The sequence below is a fragment of the Lacibacter sp. MH-610 genome (assembly GCF_045780045.1).
Classification (GTDB): domain Bacteria; phylum Bacteroidota; class Bacteroidia; order Chitinophagales; family Chitinophagaceae; genus Lacibacter.
Genome location: NZ_CP116002.1, coordinates 1,379,905 through 1,396,292 on the forward strand (window position 1 = coordinate 1,379,905; position 16,388 = coordinate 1,396,292).

Annotated in this window: 15 protein-coding genes; 8 read left to right on the top strand and 7 right to left on the bottom strand. The window is 41.2% G+C overall.

Annotated features, from left to right (window positions below):
* Positions 1-110: 110 nt before the first annotated feature.
* Positions 111-1,502, bottom strand: coding sequence for a magnesium transporter (gene mgtE / locus PDL71_RS06290; protein ID WP_407526889.1), 1,392 nt, complete (start codon positions 1,500-1,502; stop codon positions 111-113).
* A 99-nt stretch (positions 1,503-1,601) separates the two neighbouring features.
* Here mgtE and PDL71_RS06295 point away from each other — a divergent pair, with 99 nt between their 5' ends.
* Together PDL71_RS06295 and PDL71_RS06300 are read left to right on the top strand one after the other, a co-directional pair.
* A complete protein-coding gene (locus tag PDL71_RS06295) occupies positions 1,602-2,045 on the top strand; it encodes an SET domain-containing protein (RefSeq protein WP_407526891.1) in 444 nt (147 codons plus the stop codon).
* A 253-nt stretch (positions 2,046-2,298) separates the two neighbouring features.
* On the top strand, positions 2,299-3,603 hold the full coding sequence (locus PDL71_RS06300; RefSeq protein ID WP_407526894.1) for a T9SS type A sorting domain-containing protein: 1,305 nt from the start codon (positions 2,299-2,301) through the stop codon (positions 3,601-3,603).
* Positions 3,604-3,684: 81 nt separating this feature from the next.
* Here PDL71_RS06300 and PDL71_RS06305 read toward each other — a convergent pair whose 3' ends face one another.
* Together PDL71_RS06305 and PDL71_RS06310 are read right to left on the bottom strand one after the other, a co-directional pair.
* Positions 3,685-5,583 carry a gamma-glutamyltransferase family protein gene (locus PDL71_RS06305; protein ID WP_407526897.1) on the bottom strand — a complete coding sequence of 633 codons (1,899 nt, stop codon included), beginning with the start codon at positions 5,581-5,583 and terminating at the stop codon, positions 3,685-3,687.
* 113 nt (positions 5,584-5,696) lie between these two features.
* Positions 5,697-6,311: a diheme cytochrome c-553 gene (locus PDL71_RS06310; protein WP_407526899.1), complete on the bottom strand. Its 615-nt coding sequence runs from the start codon at positions 6,309-6,311 to the stop codon at positions 5,697-5,699.
* A gap of 445 nt (positions 6,312-6,756) precedes the next feature.
* Between PDL71_RS06310 and PDL71_RS06315 the strand changes: the two genes are divergently transcribed.
* Together PDL71_RS06315 and PDL71_RS06320 are read left to right on the top strand one after the other, a co-directional pair.
* Complete coding sequence (locus tag PDL71_RS06315) at positions 6,757-7,152, top strand: SWIB/MDM2 domain-containing protein (RefSeq protein ID WP_407526902.1); 396 nt, start codon at positions 6,757-6,759, stop codon at positions 7,150-7,152.
* A 109-nt stretch (positions 7,153-7,261) separates the two neighbouring features.
* Positions 7,262-7,918 carry a DUF998 domain-containing protein gene (locus tag PDL71_RS06320; RefSeq protein ID WP_407526905.1) on the top strand — a complete coding sequence of 219 codons (657 nt, stop codon included), beginning with the start codon at positions 7,262-7,264 and terminating at the stop codon, positions 7,916-7,918.
* Between the two features lie 14 nt (positions 7,919-7,932).
* Here the strand turns inward: PDL71_RS06320 and PDL71_RS06325 are convergent, their stop codons facing one another.
* Positions 7,933-8,481 (bottom strand): hypothetical protein, encoded by a 549-nt coding sequence (locus PDL71_RS06325; RefSeq protein ID WP_407526908.1) that lies wholly within the window; start codon positions 8,479-8,481, stop codon positions 7,933-7,935.
* A gap of 107 nt (positions 8,482-8,588) precedes the next feature.
* Positions 8,589-8,807: a YtxH domain-containing protein gene (locus PDL71_RS06330; RefSeq protein ID WP_407526910.1), complete on the bottom strand. Its 219-nt coding sequence runs from the start codon at positions 8,805-8,807 to the stop codon at positions 8,589-8,591.
* Positions 8,808-9,137: 330 nt separating this feature from the next.
* Between PDL71_RS06330 and PDL71_RS06335 the strand changes: the two genes are divergently transcribed.
* Positions 9,138-10,856 carry a T9SS type A sorting domain-containing protein gene (locus PDL71_RS06335; RefSeq protein WP_407526913.1) on the top strand — a complete coding sequence of 573 codons (1,719 nt, stop codon included), beginning with the start codon at positions 9,138-9,140 and terminating at the stop codon, positions 10,854-10,856.
* A gap of 124 nt (positions 10,857-10,980) precedes the next feature.
* Here the strand turns inward: PDL71_RS06335 and gcvP are convergent, their stop codons facing one another.
* The gene (gcvP, locus tag PDL71_RS06340) at positions 10,981-13,887 is read right to left on the bottom strand and encodes an aminomethyl-transferring glycine dehydrogenase (protein WP_407526916.1); all 2,907 of its coding nucleotides are present in this window, start codon (positions 13,885-13,887) and stop codon (positions 10,981-10,983) included.
* Between the two features lie 135 nt (positions 13,888-14,022).
* Between gcvP and PDL71_RS06345 the strand changes: the two genes are divergently transcribed.
* The 3 genes from PDL71_RS06345 to PDL71_RS06355 all read left to right on the top strand — a co-directional run bounded on the left by PDL71_RS06345 (position 14,023) and on the right by PDL71_RS06355 (position 15,744).
* Positions 14,023-14,505, top strand: coding sequence for a YkgJ family cysteine cluster protein (locus tag PDL71_RS06345; RefSeq protein ID WP_407526919.1), 483 nt, complete (start codon positions 14,023-14,025; stop codon positions 14,503-14,505).
* Positions 14,506-14,595: 90 nt separating this feature from the next.
* Positions 14,596-15,303, top strand: coding sequence for a hypothetical protein (locus tag PDL71_RS06350; protein WP_407526922.1), 708 nt, complete (start codon positions 14,596-14,598; stop codon positions 15,301-15,303).
* Positions 15,304-15,312: 9 nt separating this feature from the next.
* Positions 15,313-15,744, top strand: a complete 432-nt coding sequence (locus PDL71_RS06355; protein WP_407526924.1) for a hypothetical protein — start codon at positions 15,313-15,315, stop codon at positions 15,742-15,744.
* Positions 15,745-15,902: 158 nt separating this feature from the next.
* Here the strand turns inward: PDL71_RS06355 and PDL71_RS06360 are convergent, their stop codons facing one another.
* Positions 15,903-16,388 (bottom strand): thioredoxin family protein, encoded by a 486-nt coding sequence (locus PDL71_RS06360; RefSeq protein WP_407526927.1) that lies wholly within the window; start codon positions 16,386-16,388, stop codon positions 15,903-15,905.

The window sequence follows — 16,388 nt, forward strand, 5'->3', positions numbered from 1 at the left end:
CAAATTGTAAGTCGGTATTTTTATTTCAATCCCACAGCCTTTCAGCCATACTACTTTTTTCATCATGTTAAAGACAACACCTTTTGAGAAAGGTGTCGCCTTTCAGTCATTTACAACAACACTCCCTTTAAAAATAAATAGGCCATTGAAAAATAAATCATGATTCCTGTTACATCCACCAGTGTAGCTACAAAGGGAGTAGAAGAAGCAGCAGGATCAGCTCCCATTCTTTTAAGGAATAAAGGAAGCATGGAGCCCATTAAAGTGCCCCACATAACAATACCAACCAATGAGCAGCCTACCGTTAAACCAATCAATGCTGCATGATCACCAAACGTATTTGTAAATGATTGCCAGATGAAAATAACAGAAAACGCAATGATGCATAATGAAAAGCCAAGCAACAACCCGGATATGATCTCCCTGCGCATGATACGCCACCAATCAGCAACAGTAATTTCGCCCAGCGCCATTGCCTGTATAATCAAGGTAGCAGCCTGTGAACCGCTGTTGCCACCACTTGAAATAATCAAAGGAATAAAAGTGGCCAGTATCACCACTTTAGCAATCTCATCTTCATAGCTCTGCATGGCAGTGATGGTAATAAGCTCGCCAAAAAATAATATGATCAGCCATACTACTCTTTTCTTGAAGAGTTTAAAAATCGGTGTTTCAATATAAGGTTCGTCCAATGCTTCCGTACCACCCATCTTCTGCATGTCTTCACTAAACTCTTCATTGGCCACCCACAATACGTCATCAATGGTTACAATGCCCAGCAGTTTATTACTCTTGCTCACCACGGGCAATGCTACTCGGTTATTCATTTTAAATGCTTCGTTGGCTGTTTCCTGGTCATCATCCACATTCAAAGCAATTACACGGCCATCCATCAGTTCTTCTACCGTTTTTTCAGGTGAAGCAAGAATGATATCACGGATGCGGAGATCATCCAGCAAATTTCCTTTCTTATCAATTACATAAATCACATTAATGGTTTCACTGTCTTTGCCATATTTACGGATAGTGTCAAATACTTCAGTAATCGTATCGGTAGCATATACATATACATAATCGGGCGTCATCAAACGACCGATACTGTCTTCAGGATAACCCAGCAGTGATAAAGTGATTTTTCGCTCATCAGGATTCAAGAGCTTAATGAGTTCACGTACCACGTTGCTGGGCAATTCTTCTAAAAATGAAGTGCGGTCATCTGCCGGGAGTTCATTCAGCAGTTCCGCTGTTTTAAAGGGCGGCAGTTCTTTAATGATCTGTTTTTGCGTGGGCAGGTCCAGGATTTTAAATACGCTGGCAGCACGGTGTACACTCATATTGGCCAGGATCTGGCTTTCATAGTCCGGAAATTCATACACCAGTTCCGCCACATCGCTGATGTTCTGGTTGTTCAGGAATTCCTGGATTTCCAGTTTATCCTCACGGCTCATGAGTTCTTCAAACTGTTCTTTGAGCGGTATTTCTTTTTCCAAATCCAGTTCCATGAATCGATGTTTGTGTTAAACCGAAATGTGATTTTATGTCCCGAAATTACAGAGGTCGGGATGAAAAATGATATTAAAGATTCCTTTCAACAAATATTAGTGGATCAAGAAACGGGGAAAGTTAGTTTCTTTGGCTCCAGGCTGAATGATAAGCTTATGATGCGTTTACAAAGTTTATATATCGATAACAGTGAAGGAAAGGGAAGAGGGGTGTTTACCCATGAAGCCATTGATGCAGGAGATGTGATTGAAATTGCACCAGTGATTGTAATGAGTGCACAGGACCGTACGCATCTGGATGCTACGCTTTTACATGATTATATTTTTGAATGGGGCGAAGACCGCAGCCAATGTGCCATGGCGCTGGGCTGGATTCCTATTTACAATCATTCCTCAGATGCCAATTGTGATTATTTCATGGATTTTGAAGAAAGTGCCATGTTTTTAAAAGCAGTTCGTGCTATTGCACCCGGCGAAGAACTTTCCATCAACTATAATGGTGAGGTAAACGACACAAAACCAGTATGGTTTGAGTTAAAATGACGGTCCTGATTGATGAATTTTAAAGGGTACTAAATCAGGTAAAAAATAAAAACCGGCTTAAGGGCTTGCATTTTGGGGCTTAATCGTATTATCTTTATACTACCTATCCCCTGAAAGCTAACCGGATCCTTTCTCCAAGAGAATTATTACCACTTCAGAGAACTTACAGTCAGCAATCTGCACATCCTTGTGTAAACCGTTACATTTCATGTCCTTAATGAAAGCCGCTTAAGAGATTTTAAATGTATCACCTATGATCAAAAGTCTACTCTTAGTGCCGGTTTTATTGGTATGTTTTCTTACGGTAAAAGCCCAGCAGGCAGAAATACTGGGGAATTGTTTTTATGATAACACTACCAATCGTATTACCATCCGCATCGGTATCCGTAACAATACAAATTCTAATGTAAACCTCGAATACATCGGGCAGCGGTTTGGATTTCAATATAACAGCAGCGTTGTAACATATAGCGGCTACCGGAGTTTTATGTACAAGTTCACTGATCAGAACTCCGGAATTAATGCACCAGAGTACATCAATTTTGTAGGCGTTGATACAGGCCCCAGTCCTGCAGTAGGAACAGAATCGCCTTCTTCCAGAGTTGCAACAATTGCAAATAGTGCTTTAACAAAGACCATGCAACGCCGTTATATTAACCGCTCTACCGGCTGGTGTTTTAACATCATGAATGTTCCGCCTAATGAAATGCGGTTATTGCTTGATATCTTTTTTACGCTTAATGATCCTACACAGGCAGCTTATTATAATCTCAATCAGCCGGGTTACGGGTTTAATACACCTGATTTTATTGCCCAGTTTTTTACAAAAGATAACGGGGGCCATGATGCCGAACTGGCTTCTTCAAAAATTGAAATTGGTTTGGTTATTATTCGCCAGGGTAACACATCCAATCCTTATCAACCCTTTGATATGAGTGCCTGTAATGAAGGAAGTGTTAATCCCATCAGTGTAAGTGGTGATAATATCTATTTCATCGGCCCTGTGCAAGGTGTGTTGGCAGGTAATAGTTATCATCTTGCCCTTACTGATAAAAGTGGTTTTGCTCAACTGGAATGGGAAGCCCCAGCAGATGAATTGATTGATCATTTTGTAATTGAGCGAAGAGAGGAGGGGAGCAATTTTGAGATGATTGCTACCATGCCGGCTACGAATCAAACAGAAGCGATTACTTATACCCACAAAGATTTGAGCGGGGTAACTGATACAAAAAGAGAATACCGGGTACTTGCAAAATATGTAAACGGTTTAACCGCTTACAGTAACACCGTTACATGGTCTTCAATTGTAAAAAAAGGCAACAGCTTACAAATATGGCCGAACCCTGCCCGGAACCAGGTAAGGCTGCAGGGTCATTTTATGAAAGGAACGTACCAGGTAAGAATGTATTCATTAACAGGTGTGCTTGTGTTTTCTTCCAATCGTAATGCAAATGATTTAAGTTTTGATGTTTCCGCTTTTTCCAAGGGACAGTATTTAACGGAATTAATTCATTTGCATACAGGCGAACGATTAACCGGAACATTTATCAAACAATGATTATTTCAACCTGAACTACAATTTTCGGAATGCTGATGATGAAAAAAAATCCCCGTTGTAATGACGGGGATTTAATTTTTTTTACCAGCTGATGCCGTAATCATCACCATGATTACTGCTGCCACCCCAGAAGCTGCCGTGCTTCCAGTCAAACCAAATAGCATTGATGGGTCCGCTGGTACGATCATCAAATGAAAGTTGATAACCCATTTGTCTTAATTCTTTTCGCACCCATTCAGGTGTTGCATCATGTAATAATAAATTGCCGGGTCTTGGCCTGCGGTCTGCTACTTTCTCTCCACCTAATGAAAGCCATAATTGATTGGTATTTATATTTGGTGCTTCTGTTGCTTCCTGCACATTCATACCAAACTCTACTACATTCAAAAAGAATTGTAATAAGTTCTGATCCTGCGTATCTCCTCCTTGTACTGCAAATGATAAAAACGGTTTGCCGTCTTTTAATGCCATCGTTGGAGTGAGTGTTACCCGTGGACGTTTACCGGGTTCAATTACATTGAAAGGATTGAGTGTGGGATCCAATACAAAACTTTGTCCACGCTGACTCATTCCGATGCCGGTATTACCTGCAATACAGGCAGGAATCCATCCACCGCTAGGTGTAATAGAAACCACCCAGCCTTCTTCATCCGCTGCTTCAACGCTGGTAGTGCCCATCCATAAGCGTTCCATATACTCCGGATCATTCATAGCTACTCCGTTATTACGCACATCATGGCTGGGCATGAAATTATTTTTATTTGTTGATGATGTGTCCATTGAAAAACCACGCTTCTTCAACATATCCATGTAAGGATTTGTTTCGTTCTGAAACGGATAAGGATCACCGGGGCCCACATTGGCATTGTTACGTTCCCACATAATCTGTTTTGCTCTTTGCCTTGCATAGTCTTTACTCAGGAGCCCCTGCATGGGTTCGGCAGGTGGAAATGCAGGATCTCCATAATAAAAATCCCTGTCAGCAAATGCCATATTCATAGTTTGATAGATCGTATGAATGTATTTGGCACTGTTAAAGCCCATGCTTTTCAAATCGAAATTCTCCAGTATGTTGAGTGATTGCAACAGCATCGGGCCCTGTGTCCATTGTTGCAGTTTGTACACTTCAATACCTTTGTAATTCACATGCATGGGTTCTTCTTCAATGGGTTTCCAGTTAGCCAGGTCATTCATGGTAATTAAACCGCCCTGCTCCTGGCATCCACGAACAAACTCCTGCGCAATATCACCTTTGTAAAAACGATCATAAGCTGCCATGATCGCATCTTTTCTATTCTTTCCTTTTTTTAATGCCTGTTGCTCGGCTTCAACTAATTTGGTGAGTGTTTCCAGTAACTCTTTCTGTACAAATATTTCACCACCCTCCGGTGCTTCTCTTTTTTGTCCCAGGTGCGGAAGAAAAACTTTTTTACTGTAAGGCCATTCTTTAATCAATGCTTTTTGCCGTTCAATACTATTGGCAGTTGAACTTTCAATAGGGTACCCTGCAGCCATCTGCATAGCAGGTGCCAATACATCTTTTAAACTCAGCTTGCCATAATTCGCCAGCATTAAACACAAACCGCCAAAAGTTCCGGGAGTAACTGCTGCCAACGGTCCGTACTGTGGCGGAAAATTATAGCCTTTGCTTTTGTAAAATTCAGGTGTAGCTCCTGTTGGTGCCACACCTAAAGCATTAATGCCGATTACTTTTCCTGTTTTTGGATTATAGATGAGTGCCTGTGTTTCGCCACCCCAGCTTAATACATCCCACATGGTGCAGGTAGCAGCAAGCATAGCACAGGCAGCGTCAACTGCATTTCCTTTTTGCTGAAACATCATGGCACCTGCAGTAGCTGCTAAAGGTTTGCCGGTAATAGCCATCCAATGTTTGCCGTGTAAAATCGGTTTTTGTGTTTGTTGTGCGTTGAGAATAATAACGGATAACAGCACAACAAATAAGGACAGAATCTTTCTCATGCGTTTGTTGATTTGTGATAAAGTTAAATCACATGATTAAACTGCAAAAGAAAATGGATGAATGGTGTTTAAAAAACAACTCCGCCTGTTTAAAGCGGAGTTGTTTTTAGATTTTATTTTGAAGCAGGTGGAGCAGCTGCGGATGCTGCACCTGAAGGAGGCAATGGTTGAGGAACTATGTTCTTAACAGGTTTGATTGTTTTGATATAAGCAAACATGGCTTTTAATTCATCATCTGTAAAGTGCCTGGTGGCTTCTACGGGCATAGGCGGTAATAATTTGCGATTCCCTTTTATGCCTTTTGAATAACCTTCACGTAAAGCTGTTATAAATTGTTCTTCTGTCCAGGATAATGTACCTGTAGAGTCAGGTGTTAAGTTGGCGGCAAAACTTACACCCCATGGCCCCATCCAGAATGTGAGTGTTTGAGACGCAAACATGTTTCTTGATTCCAGAAGACTTCGGTCAATATCCGGTAAAGGAAACTGTGCAGGATGACCGCTTAACATTAAACTGCTGTCATCAACCGGCCCCTGCGGTGTAAGTTTTTTAGGCGTGTGGCAATCACCACAACCGCCTACCGTCATTAAGTGTTCGCCCCACTTTACCTGGCTTTCATAACCGCCAAAGGAACGGGCAGCAGTCGTTTTTTGGTCGTTGTTACATTGGGAAAACACCAATACGAATACGAAGAAGGATGCTGTGTACAGCATGGATTTGAATGGCATAGCAAACGGGTTTTAAGAGTTTAAAAATGCTTTCTTGTTTTCATTGCTTGCTGTTAACGGTGTGTATTTTAACTGCGGGGGTGCGGATTGGGACCATAAAATAAAAATGAATTTTTCTGAATTCAAAGTAGTGAAAGTTGAAATTTTCATTGGAGGAACGACATACGTATTCTCATTTTTGATCCTTGTTAAATAGGAAATGGCAGTAAATACGAGGATATTTTCATTGGTGAATGCAGTGAAAATGTACATACAGTTTTGATGTTTTCATTGGAGAAAATGGCGGTTTTTCCTTTTTCTCATTGGGAAACCAAGGTGTGAATAACTCATTTTCATTGGGGAAAACTCAAAAAAAGTGAAAAAGTATTTGTTGTTTCACTCTATTTATCACATATATTTGAAATGGTAATTACCATTCCCATTAACATTCAAAAACAAAAACGTCATGGCAACAAAAAAAGCAAAGAAACCAGCTAAGAAAGCTGCTCCTAAGAAAGCCGCAAAAAAAGCCGCTCCTAAAAAGGCTGCCAAAAAAGCTGCTCCTAAAAAAGCTGCTAAGAAAGCTGCTCCCAAAAAAGCAAAAGCAAAACGTAAGCCTAATGCTGCGTTCATGAAAGCATTAACTCCCAGTGCTGCATTAGCTGCTGTAGTAGGTGCTAAAGCATTACCCCGCACTGAGGCTGTAAAGCAAATCTGGGCTTACATCCGCAAGAACAAATTGCAGGATGCTAAAAACAAACGCATGATCAATGCTGATGATAAACTCAAAGTAGTATTTGGTGGTAAGAGCCAGGTGTCTATGTTTGATATGGCTAAGCACCTGTCAAAGCATCTCAGCTAATCATTCGTAAAGAATGTTATAAAAAATCTCCCGCATGCCGGGAGATTTTTTTTGCTTGCATTTAAAGATGCACTGCAGTATTTTGTTGGGAATCATCAAAGCAACCATTATGTCAGCATTTCTTCCTTTAAACAAGCAAAGCGATCACGATCAGATTATTTCTTATAAAACCCTCCGTATTTTAATGGGGCTGGCCGGTATTTTTTTACCCTTGCTTGTATTTACAGGCAAAGCTGTTGCTGAAAAAAGTTTTCAACTGGAGTTCTCCATCAGTGATTATTATGATAATACCGCAGGGGGTGATATTTTGGTAGGTGTATTGTTTGCCCTCAGCTTTTTTTTATTTGCTTATAAAGGCCCGGAATCAGTAGATAATAAAGTTGCCAACGCAGGATCTGTTATGGCAATGGGAGTGGCTTTATTTCCCACCACCGTTAAAGGATGGGTGCATTATGCACATTTTGTTTTTGCTATTGGTTTGTTTACGGTGTTTATTATTTTTTCTGTTTACCTGTTTCGTAAAACAAAAAAAGATACGGCACCTACCCCCGAGAAAAAACAAAGAAATAAACTGTACCTCGCCTGTGGCCTGATAATGATTGGTTGTATTGCAGCACTTGCTGTAAGTATGTTTTTCTTTGAAGCTGCCTGTGAAAAATACAGTTTGGTATTTTGGGGAGAAGCGATTGCTTTAGCGGCCTTTGGCATTTCATGGCTTACAAAAGCAGAGTGGTTATACCTTGTAGATAAACCCAGGCAGAATTAAATTTTTCCTTTTACTTAAAACCAGAACCCGATTTTTACAGAAGCTTCGGGGTTGAGCAGGGGTAAAGTATATTGTTTGGTATCTACTGCCACATCTTTATCTCCGCCTGTACGTATGCTGAGCCCTGCCCATGGACTCAGGTAAATATTTTTATGCAGTGTAAAATGATAACCCGCACTTCCATTCAATAAATAATTAGTGAAAGAAGCTGTTTGCAGCCTTGCATCAGTTTGTATGGTACTGTTCCATAAAACCAAACCGCCACCCAGCCAGAAACCTTCCCAATCTTTTTTTAACGAGTAATCTGCCACAGCAGCATAAGCCCTTATATGATGATTGGTGAAACCTTTTCTTGTTGTAAAATCTGGTTTGTTTACAGCAGCAGTAAGTAAGCGGATGCGCCACTGCTCATTACCGGCCCATGCTGCTGCAAACCATCCGCCTGTGGCATAAGGCAAGGCATCCAGTTCAATACCAGCATGAAAACGATGAGCCGTTTGTTTTTGTGCGAAGCCGCTGTTGTATAAAAGCAGAATGGCAATTAGTAAAACTGATTTATACATGATTGATGAATGATTAGCCATAACAGGAAAGCCCGCCAGGTTTTATTTCATCCTTAACGGGCTTTCTTTTCCATGGTACACCGTGTTCCATTTTCAGGCTGGTTGTTTCAGCTGTGTTCTTCAGCTACTTTGCCGTTAAATTTCTCTTCCAGCCGTTCTTTGCCCAGTTTCAATTTTTCATTGAACTGATCTTTGAGCTTCTTACCGCTTTCGGCAATTTTTTGACGGGTTTCAACCCCCTTGGCCGGAGCAAACAAAAGTCCCAGCACACCACCAATGGCAGCACCTGCACCCAATGCAATCAATATTTTAGTTCCGTTTTTCATGTTTCAGTTTTATTGATTGATTGTATAGTTTTTTTATTGTTGACGGAAGGTAGTACGAAATAAAGCCCGCTGAAATGATGTATTACAGAGGAATGATTGACAGGCGTCAGCATCTGCAGTGGTTACAACACTGAACTTTGCGCTTTCCTTGCTCAACCAGCAAGTTTCAAGAAGTGATAAAATATTCCTGTGGGACCTTATAAAGAACGGCGATGCGTATTGCCGTTTTTTTATTGTGGTATAAACTCCTGATTATGAGATTGAAAAAAGTTAAGAGCCTGGTGATCCTACTTAATTGTTTACCCGTATATACAGGAAATGTACCCCTATATGAAAACGGTGTTGACCGGACTTGCCTGTGCAGGTCTGTTTTTCCTATCTGTCAATGGCCAGGCCACGAAAGATCTGCCACGACCTGTGGCCAATTTAATGAACCTGCCTGCTAACAGCTATGTAATTCCGATGGACAATAGCTTGCAGCTAAACAGTAGTGGTTATTTTAATCTGAAAACATATGGTCTTATTGTGCATTTGCTCAATAATAAAGTAAAACTCAAATGGGTTATCCGTGCGGGTAAATCAAAAGATGCAACCGATTTTACAGTTGCTGCCGGACGTATGTTGCCGTCTACTGATGCCATGAGTGTACGCAGTTTTTCAAGCGGTCCATTTGTGATCAATGCCACTGATACCGTTGGAGTTGCTGCATTGATCCATTCATTTTATACTTCTAATGGATTAACCGGTAATGACCGTCCTGCCGTTTTTAAAACCACACAGGCAGTAATGGTTGATGTGCGTTATGATATGGCCGGCTATGTGCCTAAAGCTGGTATTATTAAAGATGGTGATAATACAGCCATTCATCTCTCTTATTTTGAATTTGCTTCTGTTCCCAAATTGAATTATGATAGCATAAAGGCGACTGAACTTCTTTCCCGTTGTTTCAATTTTGCAAGTGAACCTCATGATGATTTTGTAGCTGAGGCTGAAATGAGAGCTGTGCGTTCCTTTATTACGAATGGTGGTAATTTTCTGGCACAATGCGAAGCGGTATTAGCTTATGAAAATAACAGCCTTGGCCGGTTTCAATCAACCAACGGAATTACAAAAGTAAATTCCAATATCATGGCAAGTTCTGTTGCTTATCCAAGTGCAGATCTTTCGTTCAGCCAGTTTCAGGGGGAGTTTAGTATTTCACAGGGAGGAAGCTTTCGAAACTGGCAACTGTCTACGCTGAGTTTCAATACAAATAATACACACTTGCATGCGGCTAACAACAACCTTTCAAGATCGCCGATAGGTGCCAGTGTTTCAAAACTTACGAATGCAGATAAAGGGGGAGGATTGGTTTTTTATATCGGTAATCATGAATTTAAAAGCTTAACCACAATTTCCTCAATTAATGGAATCAGGATGTATCTGAACGCATTTCTTACGCCTGCTTCAATCAATAATAACTGTACGCCCGGTGCAACATTGCTCAATGTACTTTCATTTCGCCCGGCTTTTTTTGATGTGGTGAAGCGTAATGAAAACGCCTTTTTAACATGGGGCGTAGCAAAAGAAATAAATCTGTCTGCAATTACGGTGGAAAGGAGTTTGAATGCTGTTGACTTTGAAACTGTAACCAAAATAGAGGGTAAAAATTTTATTGACGATAACGATATTAAGAAGTACAATTTTGAAGAACTGTTGCCTGCTGATCAAGCAGTTGTATATTACAGGATCAAATTTGTTGATTTTACAGGCGCTCACTATTATTCCGAAGTTAAAAATTTGCGTTATGGACAAGTAAGACCTGTATCATCCTTGAAAGTATATCCAAACCCTGCTGTTAATAATCTAACTGTGCAATTGCCAACTTCATGGAGTACTAATGAAACAGTTTTACAGGTTACTGATTTATTTGGGAGAGTTATGATGCAATACAAAGCAGCAGGCCAAACTTTGATATCCCTGGACATGAGTCGGATATCTTCCGGCACCTATTTTATAAAAGTAATCAGTAAGGAAATGGTGTATAGCCAACAGGTAATAAAAAATTAGCAATCATTCTAATATGAACTTTAATAAAACGGTTATTTATATGCATCATATTGTGGAGGTTCTCGATAGCAAAAAAAATCCTGCAGTAATGCAGGATTTTAAATTTATGAATGTTACTGATCATTTATGCCTCTGCATAACTACTCACAGGCTCACAGGTGCAAATCAAATTCCTGTCGCCATGTGTGTTGTTCACTCTTGCCACACTCGGCCAGAATTTGTTATGCGTTACATAGTACAACGGATAAGCGGCCTGCTGACGTGTATAAGCGTGCTTCCATTCATCAGCTGTAACAACAAACTGTGTATGTGGCGCATGCTTTAATGGATTATCTGCCCTATCAGCCTTACCTTCTTCAATGGCCCTTATTTCTGCACGGATGCTTAAGAGTGCATCACAGAAACGATCAAGTTCACCTTTGTCTTCACTTTCAGTAGGTTCAATCATAATCGTGCCCGGTACCGGAAAGCTCATAGTAGGAGCATGAAAACCATAATCCATTAAACGCTTGGCTACATCTTCAGCTTCAATACCGGCTGTATTTTTAAACGGACGAAGATCTACAATGAATTCATGCGCACAGGTGCCATTAGCACCTACATAAAGAATATCAAAATCTTTTTCCAAACGGGCTTTCATGTAATTGGCGTTGAGGATAGCATACTCCGTTGCTTGCTTTACACCAACGGCGCCTAACATGCGTATATATGCATAAGAGATAAGGAGAATAGATGCACTGCCATAAGGTGCAGCAGAAACGGAACCATGTGGTGCCACACTTCGACTACGCTCAGTGTTGGCATCAGTCCCTTCGACTACGCTCAGGGCCCAATGACCGGGCAGATGTTTAGCTAAATGTGCTTTTACACAAATCGGTCCCATGCCGGGGCCGCCACCGCCGTGTGGAATAGCAAATGTTTTATGCAGGTTTAAGTGGCACACATCAGCACCAATTAATCCCGGACTTGTTAAGCCCACCTGTGCATTCATATTAGCACCATCCATGTACACTTGTCCGCCATGTTTATGAACGATATCACAGATTTCTTTTACACTCTCTTCAAAAATGCCGTACGTGCTGGGATAGGTAATCATCGTACCGGCAAGGTTGGCACTGTATTGCTCTGCCTTTGCTTTAAAATCAGCCACATCAATGTAACCATTCTCCAATGCTTTTACCACTACTACTTTCATGCCGGCCATCACCGCACTGGCAGGGTTGGTGCCGTGTGCAGAAATAGGAATGAGCATAACATCACGATGTGCATCACCGTTAGCCAGGTGATAATTGCGGATGGTGAGTAAACCTGCAAACTCACCTTGTGCACCACTGTTAGGCTGCATGCTGCAGGCATCAAAACCGGTAACGGCGTTGAGATATTGTTCCAGGTTGGTAATCATTTCCCGGTAACCTTCTGTTTGATCGGCCGGCGCAAAAGGATGCAGCTTGCTCCAGTGTGCCCAGCTCAGCGGCATCATTTCAGTTGCTGCATTCAGCTTCATGGTACAGCTGCCCAGCGAAATCATAGAAGTGTTAAGCGACAGATCTTTATTCTCTAATTGTTTGATGTAACGCATCATCCTGCTTTCGCTGTGATGGGTATTAAAGTTAGGATGCGTTAAATAATTGCTGCTGCGTTGCAATGCTGCAGGTATATGCTGCAAGGCGGCTGCTTCATCAATGCTGAAAGCAACAGCGTTTACATCATTTTCAAAACAATTGATTAAATCATATAAATCCTCTGCCGTAGTTGTTTCATCCAGAGAAATACCAATCAACTCATTGCTGTAATAACGCAGGTTGATCTGTTGTTTCTCCGCTTTTGCCTTAATAGCAACGGCGTCTTTTACTTTTACCGTGAGGCTATCAAAATAAGCATCACTTACCAGTTCAAATCCTCTTTCTTTAATGGCTTCCGCTGCTGTTTGTGTTAACAAAGCCACTCGGGACGCAATGTTCTTTAATCCTTCCGGACCATGATATACGGCATACATAGCAGCCATATTTGCCAGTAAGGCCTGCGCTGTACAAATATTACTGGTTGCTTTTTCACGTTTGATGTGTTGCTCTCTTGTTTGCAGCGCCATACGCAAGGCACGGTTTCCCTGTGCATCAATACTTACACCGATGATGCGACCGGGCATGGAACGTTTAAACTCATCTTTGGCAGTAAAGAACGCAGCATGTGGTCCGCCAAAACCTAAAGGCACACCAAAACGCTGGGCGCTTCCAAAAGCCACATCGGCACCTAACTCACCGGGAGGTGTTAAGAGGGTTAAGGCTAATAAATCAGTAGCCATGGCTACCATAGCACCTGCTGTATGAACCTGCTCAATGAAATTTCTGTAATCTTCAATAGAACCTTTGTTATTGGGGTATTGAACCAATGCACCAAAATAAGTAGCATCAATGTTGGTCGTTTTATAATCACCAAACACTACTTCAATTCCGATAGGAGTGCCACGGGTTACCAATAAATCTTTTGTTTGCGGAAATACTTCTTCATCCACAAAAAACTTACGCCGTTCAATTTTATCCGTACGATTGATGTGATGAAACAGCATGTTCATAGCTTCAGCTGCTGCGGTTGCTTCATCCAGCAGGGAAGCATTGGCAATGGGCAGCGCTGTTAAATCGCTCACCATGGTTTGGAAGTTGAGTAAGCTTTCCAAACGACCCTGCGAAATTTCTGCCTGGTAAGGAGTGTATTGTGTGTACCATCCCGGGTTTTCAAAAATATTACGGAGAATCACAGAAGGAGTGATGGTATCATAATATCCCTGGCCGATATAATTTTTAAAGACTTTGTTTTTGAGTGAAAGTTCTTTGATGTGTTGCAGGTAGGCTGCTTCACTCATCGCTTCCGGCAGATCAAGTTCATGGGATGCCCTGATGGCAGAAGGCACTGTTTTAGTAATAAGTTCTTCCATGGAAGAAATGCCGATGGCGGATAACAGGGAGGATTCAGATCCGATTGTTCCGATATGGCGTTTGGCAAATTCGTTCTGCTGCTGTTCAAAGAGATTCATAATATTAAGCTGCGTTTTATAAGATGGGGTCAATTTTTAAAACGGGGCAAAGGTACGGGCAGAAGACATTCAAAATGAATGACCAACAGGGCTGGGGATAGCCTGTTAAATCAAAAAATCAACGTTCTTTGTGCCATGGCGGAGGAACTGTTAAACAACTGGGAAAAAAAGAGTACCGATCATCAAAAAGAGTACAAACGCTTTTTGCAAAGGGCCGATAAAAATAAAGTGCTGAAGCAACTTCCCGATCTGCATGAAGAAGCTTTTGAAAAAGTGGATTGTCTGCAATGTGCCAATTGCTGCAAAAATTATTCGCCCCGTTTTAAAACACCTGATATTAAACGGATCAGTAAACACCTGGGTATGAAAGAAGGAGTTTTTATTGAAACATACCTGCGGTTAGATGAAGAAGGTGATTATGTGGTAAAGACCAAACCCTGCCCGTTTTTGGGTGCTGATAATTATTGTTCCATCTACGAAGTGCGGCCTTCTGATTGTGAACGGTTTCCTTATACGGATGAGGATGTGATTTTAAAACGGCCCCATCTCACTCTTAAGAATGCTACTTTTTGCCCCATTACTTATTTTGTGCTGGAGAAATTAATCCAGTCAAAATAAAAAGCCCTATCTTTTGTTGTGAATATGTTTTCAATATCTTCAATGCATTATTGAACAGAAACGCATACCAAACAACTTTAATATCAACACATGAAACATTTCTTTTTTTGTCTCGCTTTGTTTTTAAGTGTAAGCAGTTTTGCACAATTTCAAAAAGGAACCCGTACGGTCGGGTTTAATATCGGCGGTATCAGTTTTACAGGTAACTCTACTTCCTTTGATCAGGAACTGGTTGGTACGGGTAAAACAGCTACCAATAATTTTAATGTATCACTCAATCCATCCATGGGATGGTTTATCAGTGAAAATGTTTTAGTAGGCGGTAACATCGGTGTTAACTTTGCTTCCTCCAAAAAAGATGGTGGTGGTGCTGAAAGCAAGTCCAATACCATTACAATCGGTGTGGGACCTTTTGCCCGTTACTATTTTGGCAACTCCGGATTTCTGCCTTATGTACAGGCAAGTATTTTTGCCGGCTTCGGTTCAGGTAAAGGTTCAGGAACATCTGCTTCAACAGTTCAGACAACCAAGTGGGAAGAAGATCAGAAAGGAATTTTTAATATCAATGCCGGGGGCGGCTTTGGTGTTACAAAAATGATCGGAAAGAATATTGGTTTTGACCTCGGGCTCGGACTTGCATACATCAGCACTTCTTACGACTACTCTTATATTGCCAATACTCAATTTACTGCGCCACCCAGTTCTACAAGAAGTGAGAACAAAGGCAAGTATACCAATAATGCATTCAATGTAAATGCGTCGGTTGGTTTCCAGATTTTTCTTGATCCCAAAAAATAAACGCATTGTATGGCGTTCACAAAGTATTTGTTGCTGATAGGATTCATCGCTTCGGTGAGTTGCACTTCCCGTAAATTTCAATTTGACGGTAAAAAAACACAGGAAGTAACAGTTGCTGATATGGGTGATTTGTACTCCAGCTATTCTTTTAAGCAATCCGATAAAGCAGAGTTATCCTCCCAATTGAACAACAAAGAACTGGTGAACCAGGTAGTTACCTACAGCCAGGAGCAAAACTGGCCTGATGCCGTAAACACACTTGAAAAGCGCCTGGGTGCCCGTAACACCATGCTCAGGTACCGTTTTTTTAAAGTAGGTGTTATCGGTAATAAAACAGTAGTAGCTGTTCCCGCCTCAAAAAACAGGCATATGCCTTATGGTTTTGTGCCTGCGGGAGCTATGTACATGATTTTTAAAACGGAGGCGGTAAAGGGAAAATAAAACAACAGGTTATTCTGAAATGATAAGGCCGGGTAATCATCCGGTAAACAAAAAGCCTCTTCCGGTAGGAAGAGGCTGCTAATCAGTTACCATTAACCATTAAACCTTATCATCACAACAAATTTAAAGAAAAATCCTTTAAAATCTACAATTCTAATCTATTTCCATTGCGGTTTATAACGGCGGGCATAACTCTCAAATGGCTGTTTGCCGTACATTTTTTCGCCAAAATAGGTGGTAACGGTTTCCATATGTTTTACTTCCAGGTAACCTGCAATCGGTTGCGGTTCGCTGTTGGTGTCGGGAATGAACACGGTAGTGGGGTAAGAAAGCTCGCCTCCCGTTAAATAAATGGCTAAATCATGAGTTTTGTATTGGGGGTTGAATACATAGTTTTTTCCCTTCCATGTAAGCCCGGCCCTGGTTTCTGCATTAAGCTTAACGGCATAAAATTTCTCGTTCACATAGCGGATTAAATCCTTGTGACTGTATGTTTTCTTATCCATCATTTTGCACCAGCCACACCAATCTGTATAGAGGTCAATCAGGATAGGGCGGGGTTGTGTTTTCATTTTTGCCTCTGCTTCTTCCAGCGTGAGCCACTGTATGCTTTCACCGGTTTTTTTAGTCTGGGCATCAGCCAT

What these genes read in the sequence shown, in the direction of transcription:
- gcvP (WP_407526916.1), bottom strand. Translation starts at nt 13,887, where the DNA reads ATGAATCTCTTTGAACAGCAGCAGAACGAATTTGCCAAACGCCATATC.
- PDL71_RS06325 (WP_407526908.1), bottom strand. Translation starts at nt 8,481, where the DNA reads ATGTATAAATCAGTTTTACTAATTGCCATTCTGCTTTTATACAACAGC.
- PDL71_RS06320 (WP_407526905.1), top strand. Translation starts at nt 7,262, where the DNA reads ATGTCAGCATTTCTTCCTTTAAACAAGCAAAGCGATCACGATCAGATT.
- PDL71_RS06315 (WP_407526902.1), top strand. Translation starts at nt 6,757, where the DNA reads ATGGCAACAAAAAAAGCAAAGAAACCAGCTAAGAAAGCTGCTCCTAAG.
- PDL71_RS06310 (WP_407526899.1), bottom strand. Translation starts at nt 6,311, where the DNA reads ATGCCATTCAAATCCATGCTGTACACAGCATCCTTCTTCGTATTCGTA.
- PDL71_RS06360 (WP_407526927.1), bottom strand. Translation starts at nt 16,388, where the DNA reads ATGGCTGATGCCCAGACTAAAAAAACCGGTGAAAGCATACAGTGGCTC.
- PDL71_RS06300 (WP_407526894.1), top strand. Translation starts at nt 2,299, where the DNA reads ATGATCAAAAGTCTACTCTTAGTGCCGGTTTTATTGGTATGTTTTCTT.
- PDL71_RS06330 (WP_407526910.1), bottom strand. Translation starts at nt 8,807, where the DNA reads ATGAAAAACGGAACTAAAATATTGATTGCATTGGGTGCAGGTGCTGCC.
- PDL71_RS06345 (WP_407526919.1), top strand. Translation starts at nt 14,023, where the DNA reads ATGGCGGAGGAACTGTTAAACAACTGGGAAAAAAAGAGTACCGATCAT.
- PDL71_RS06355 (WP_407526924.1), top strand. Translation starts at nt 15,313, where the DNA reads ATGGCGTTCACAAAGTATTTGTTGCTGATAGGATTCATCGCTTCGGTG.
- mgtE (WP_407526889.1), bottom strand. Translation starts at nt 1,502, where the DNA reads ATGGAACTGGATTTGGAAAAAGAAATACCGCTCAAAGAACAGTTTGAA.
- PDL71_RS06350 (WP_407526922.1), top strand. Translation starts at nt 14,596, where the DNA reads ATGAAACATTTCTTTTTTTGTCTCGCTTTGTTTTTAAGTGTAAGCAGT.
- PDL71_RS06305 (WP_407526897.1), bottom strand. Translation starts at nt 5,583, where the DNA reads ATGAGAAAGATTCTGTCCTTATTTGTTGTGCTGTTATCCGTTATTATT.
- PDL71_RS06335 (WP_407526913.1), top strand. Translation starts at nt 9,138, where the DNA reads ATGAAAACGGTGTTGACCGGACTTGCCTGTGCAGGTCTGTTTTTCCTA.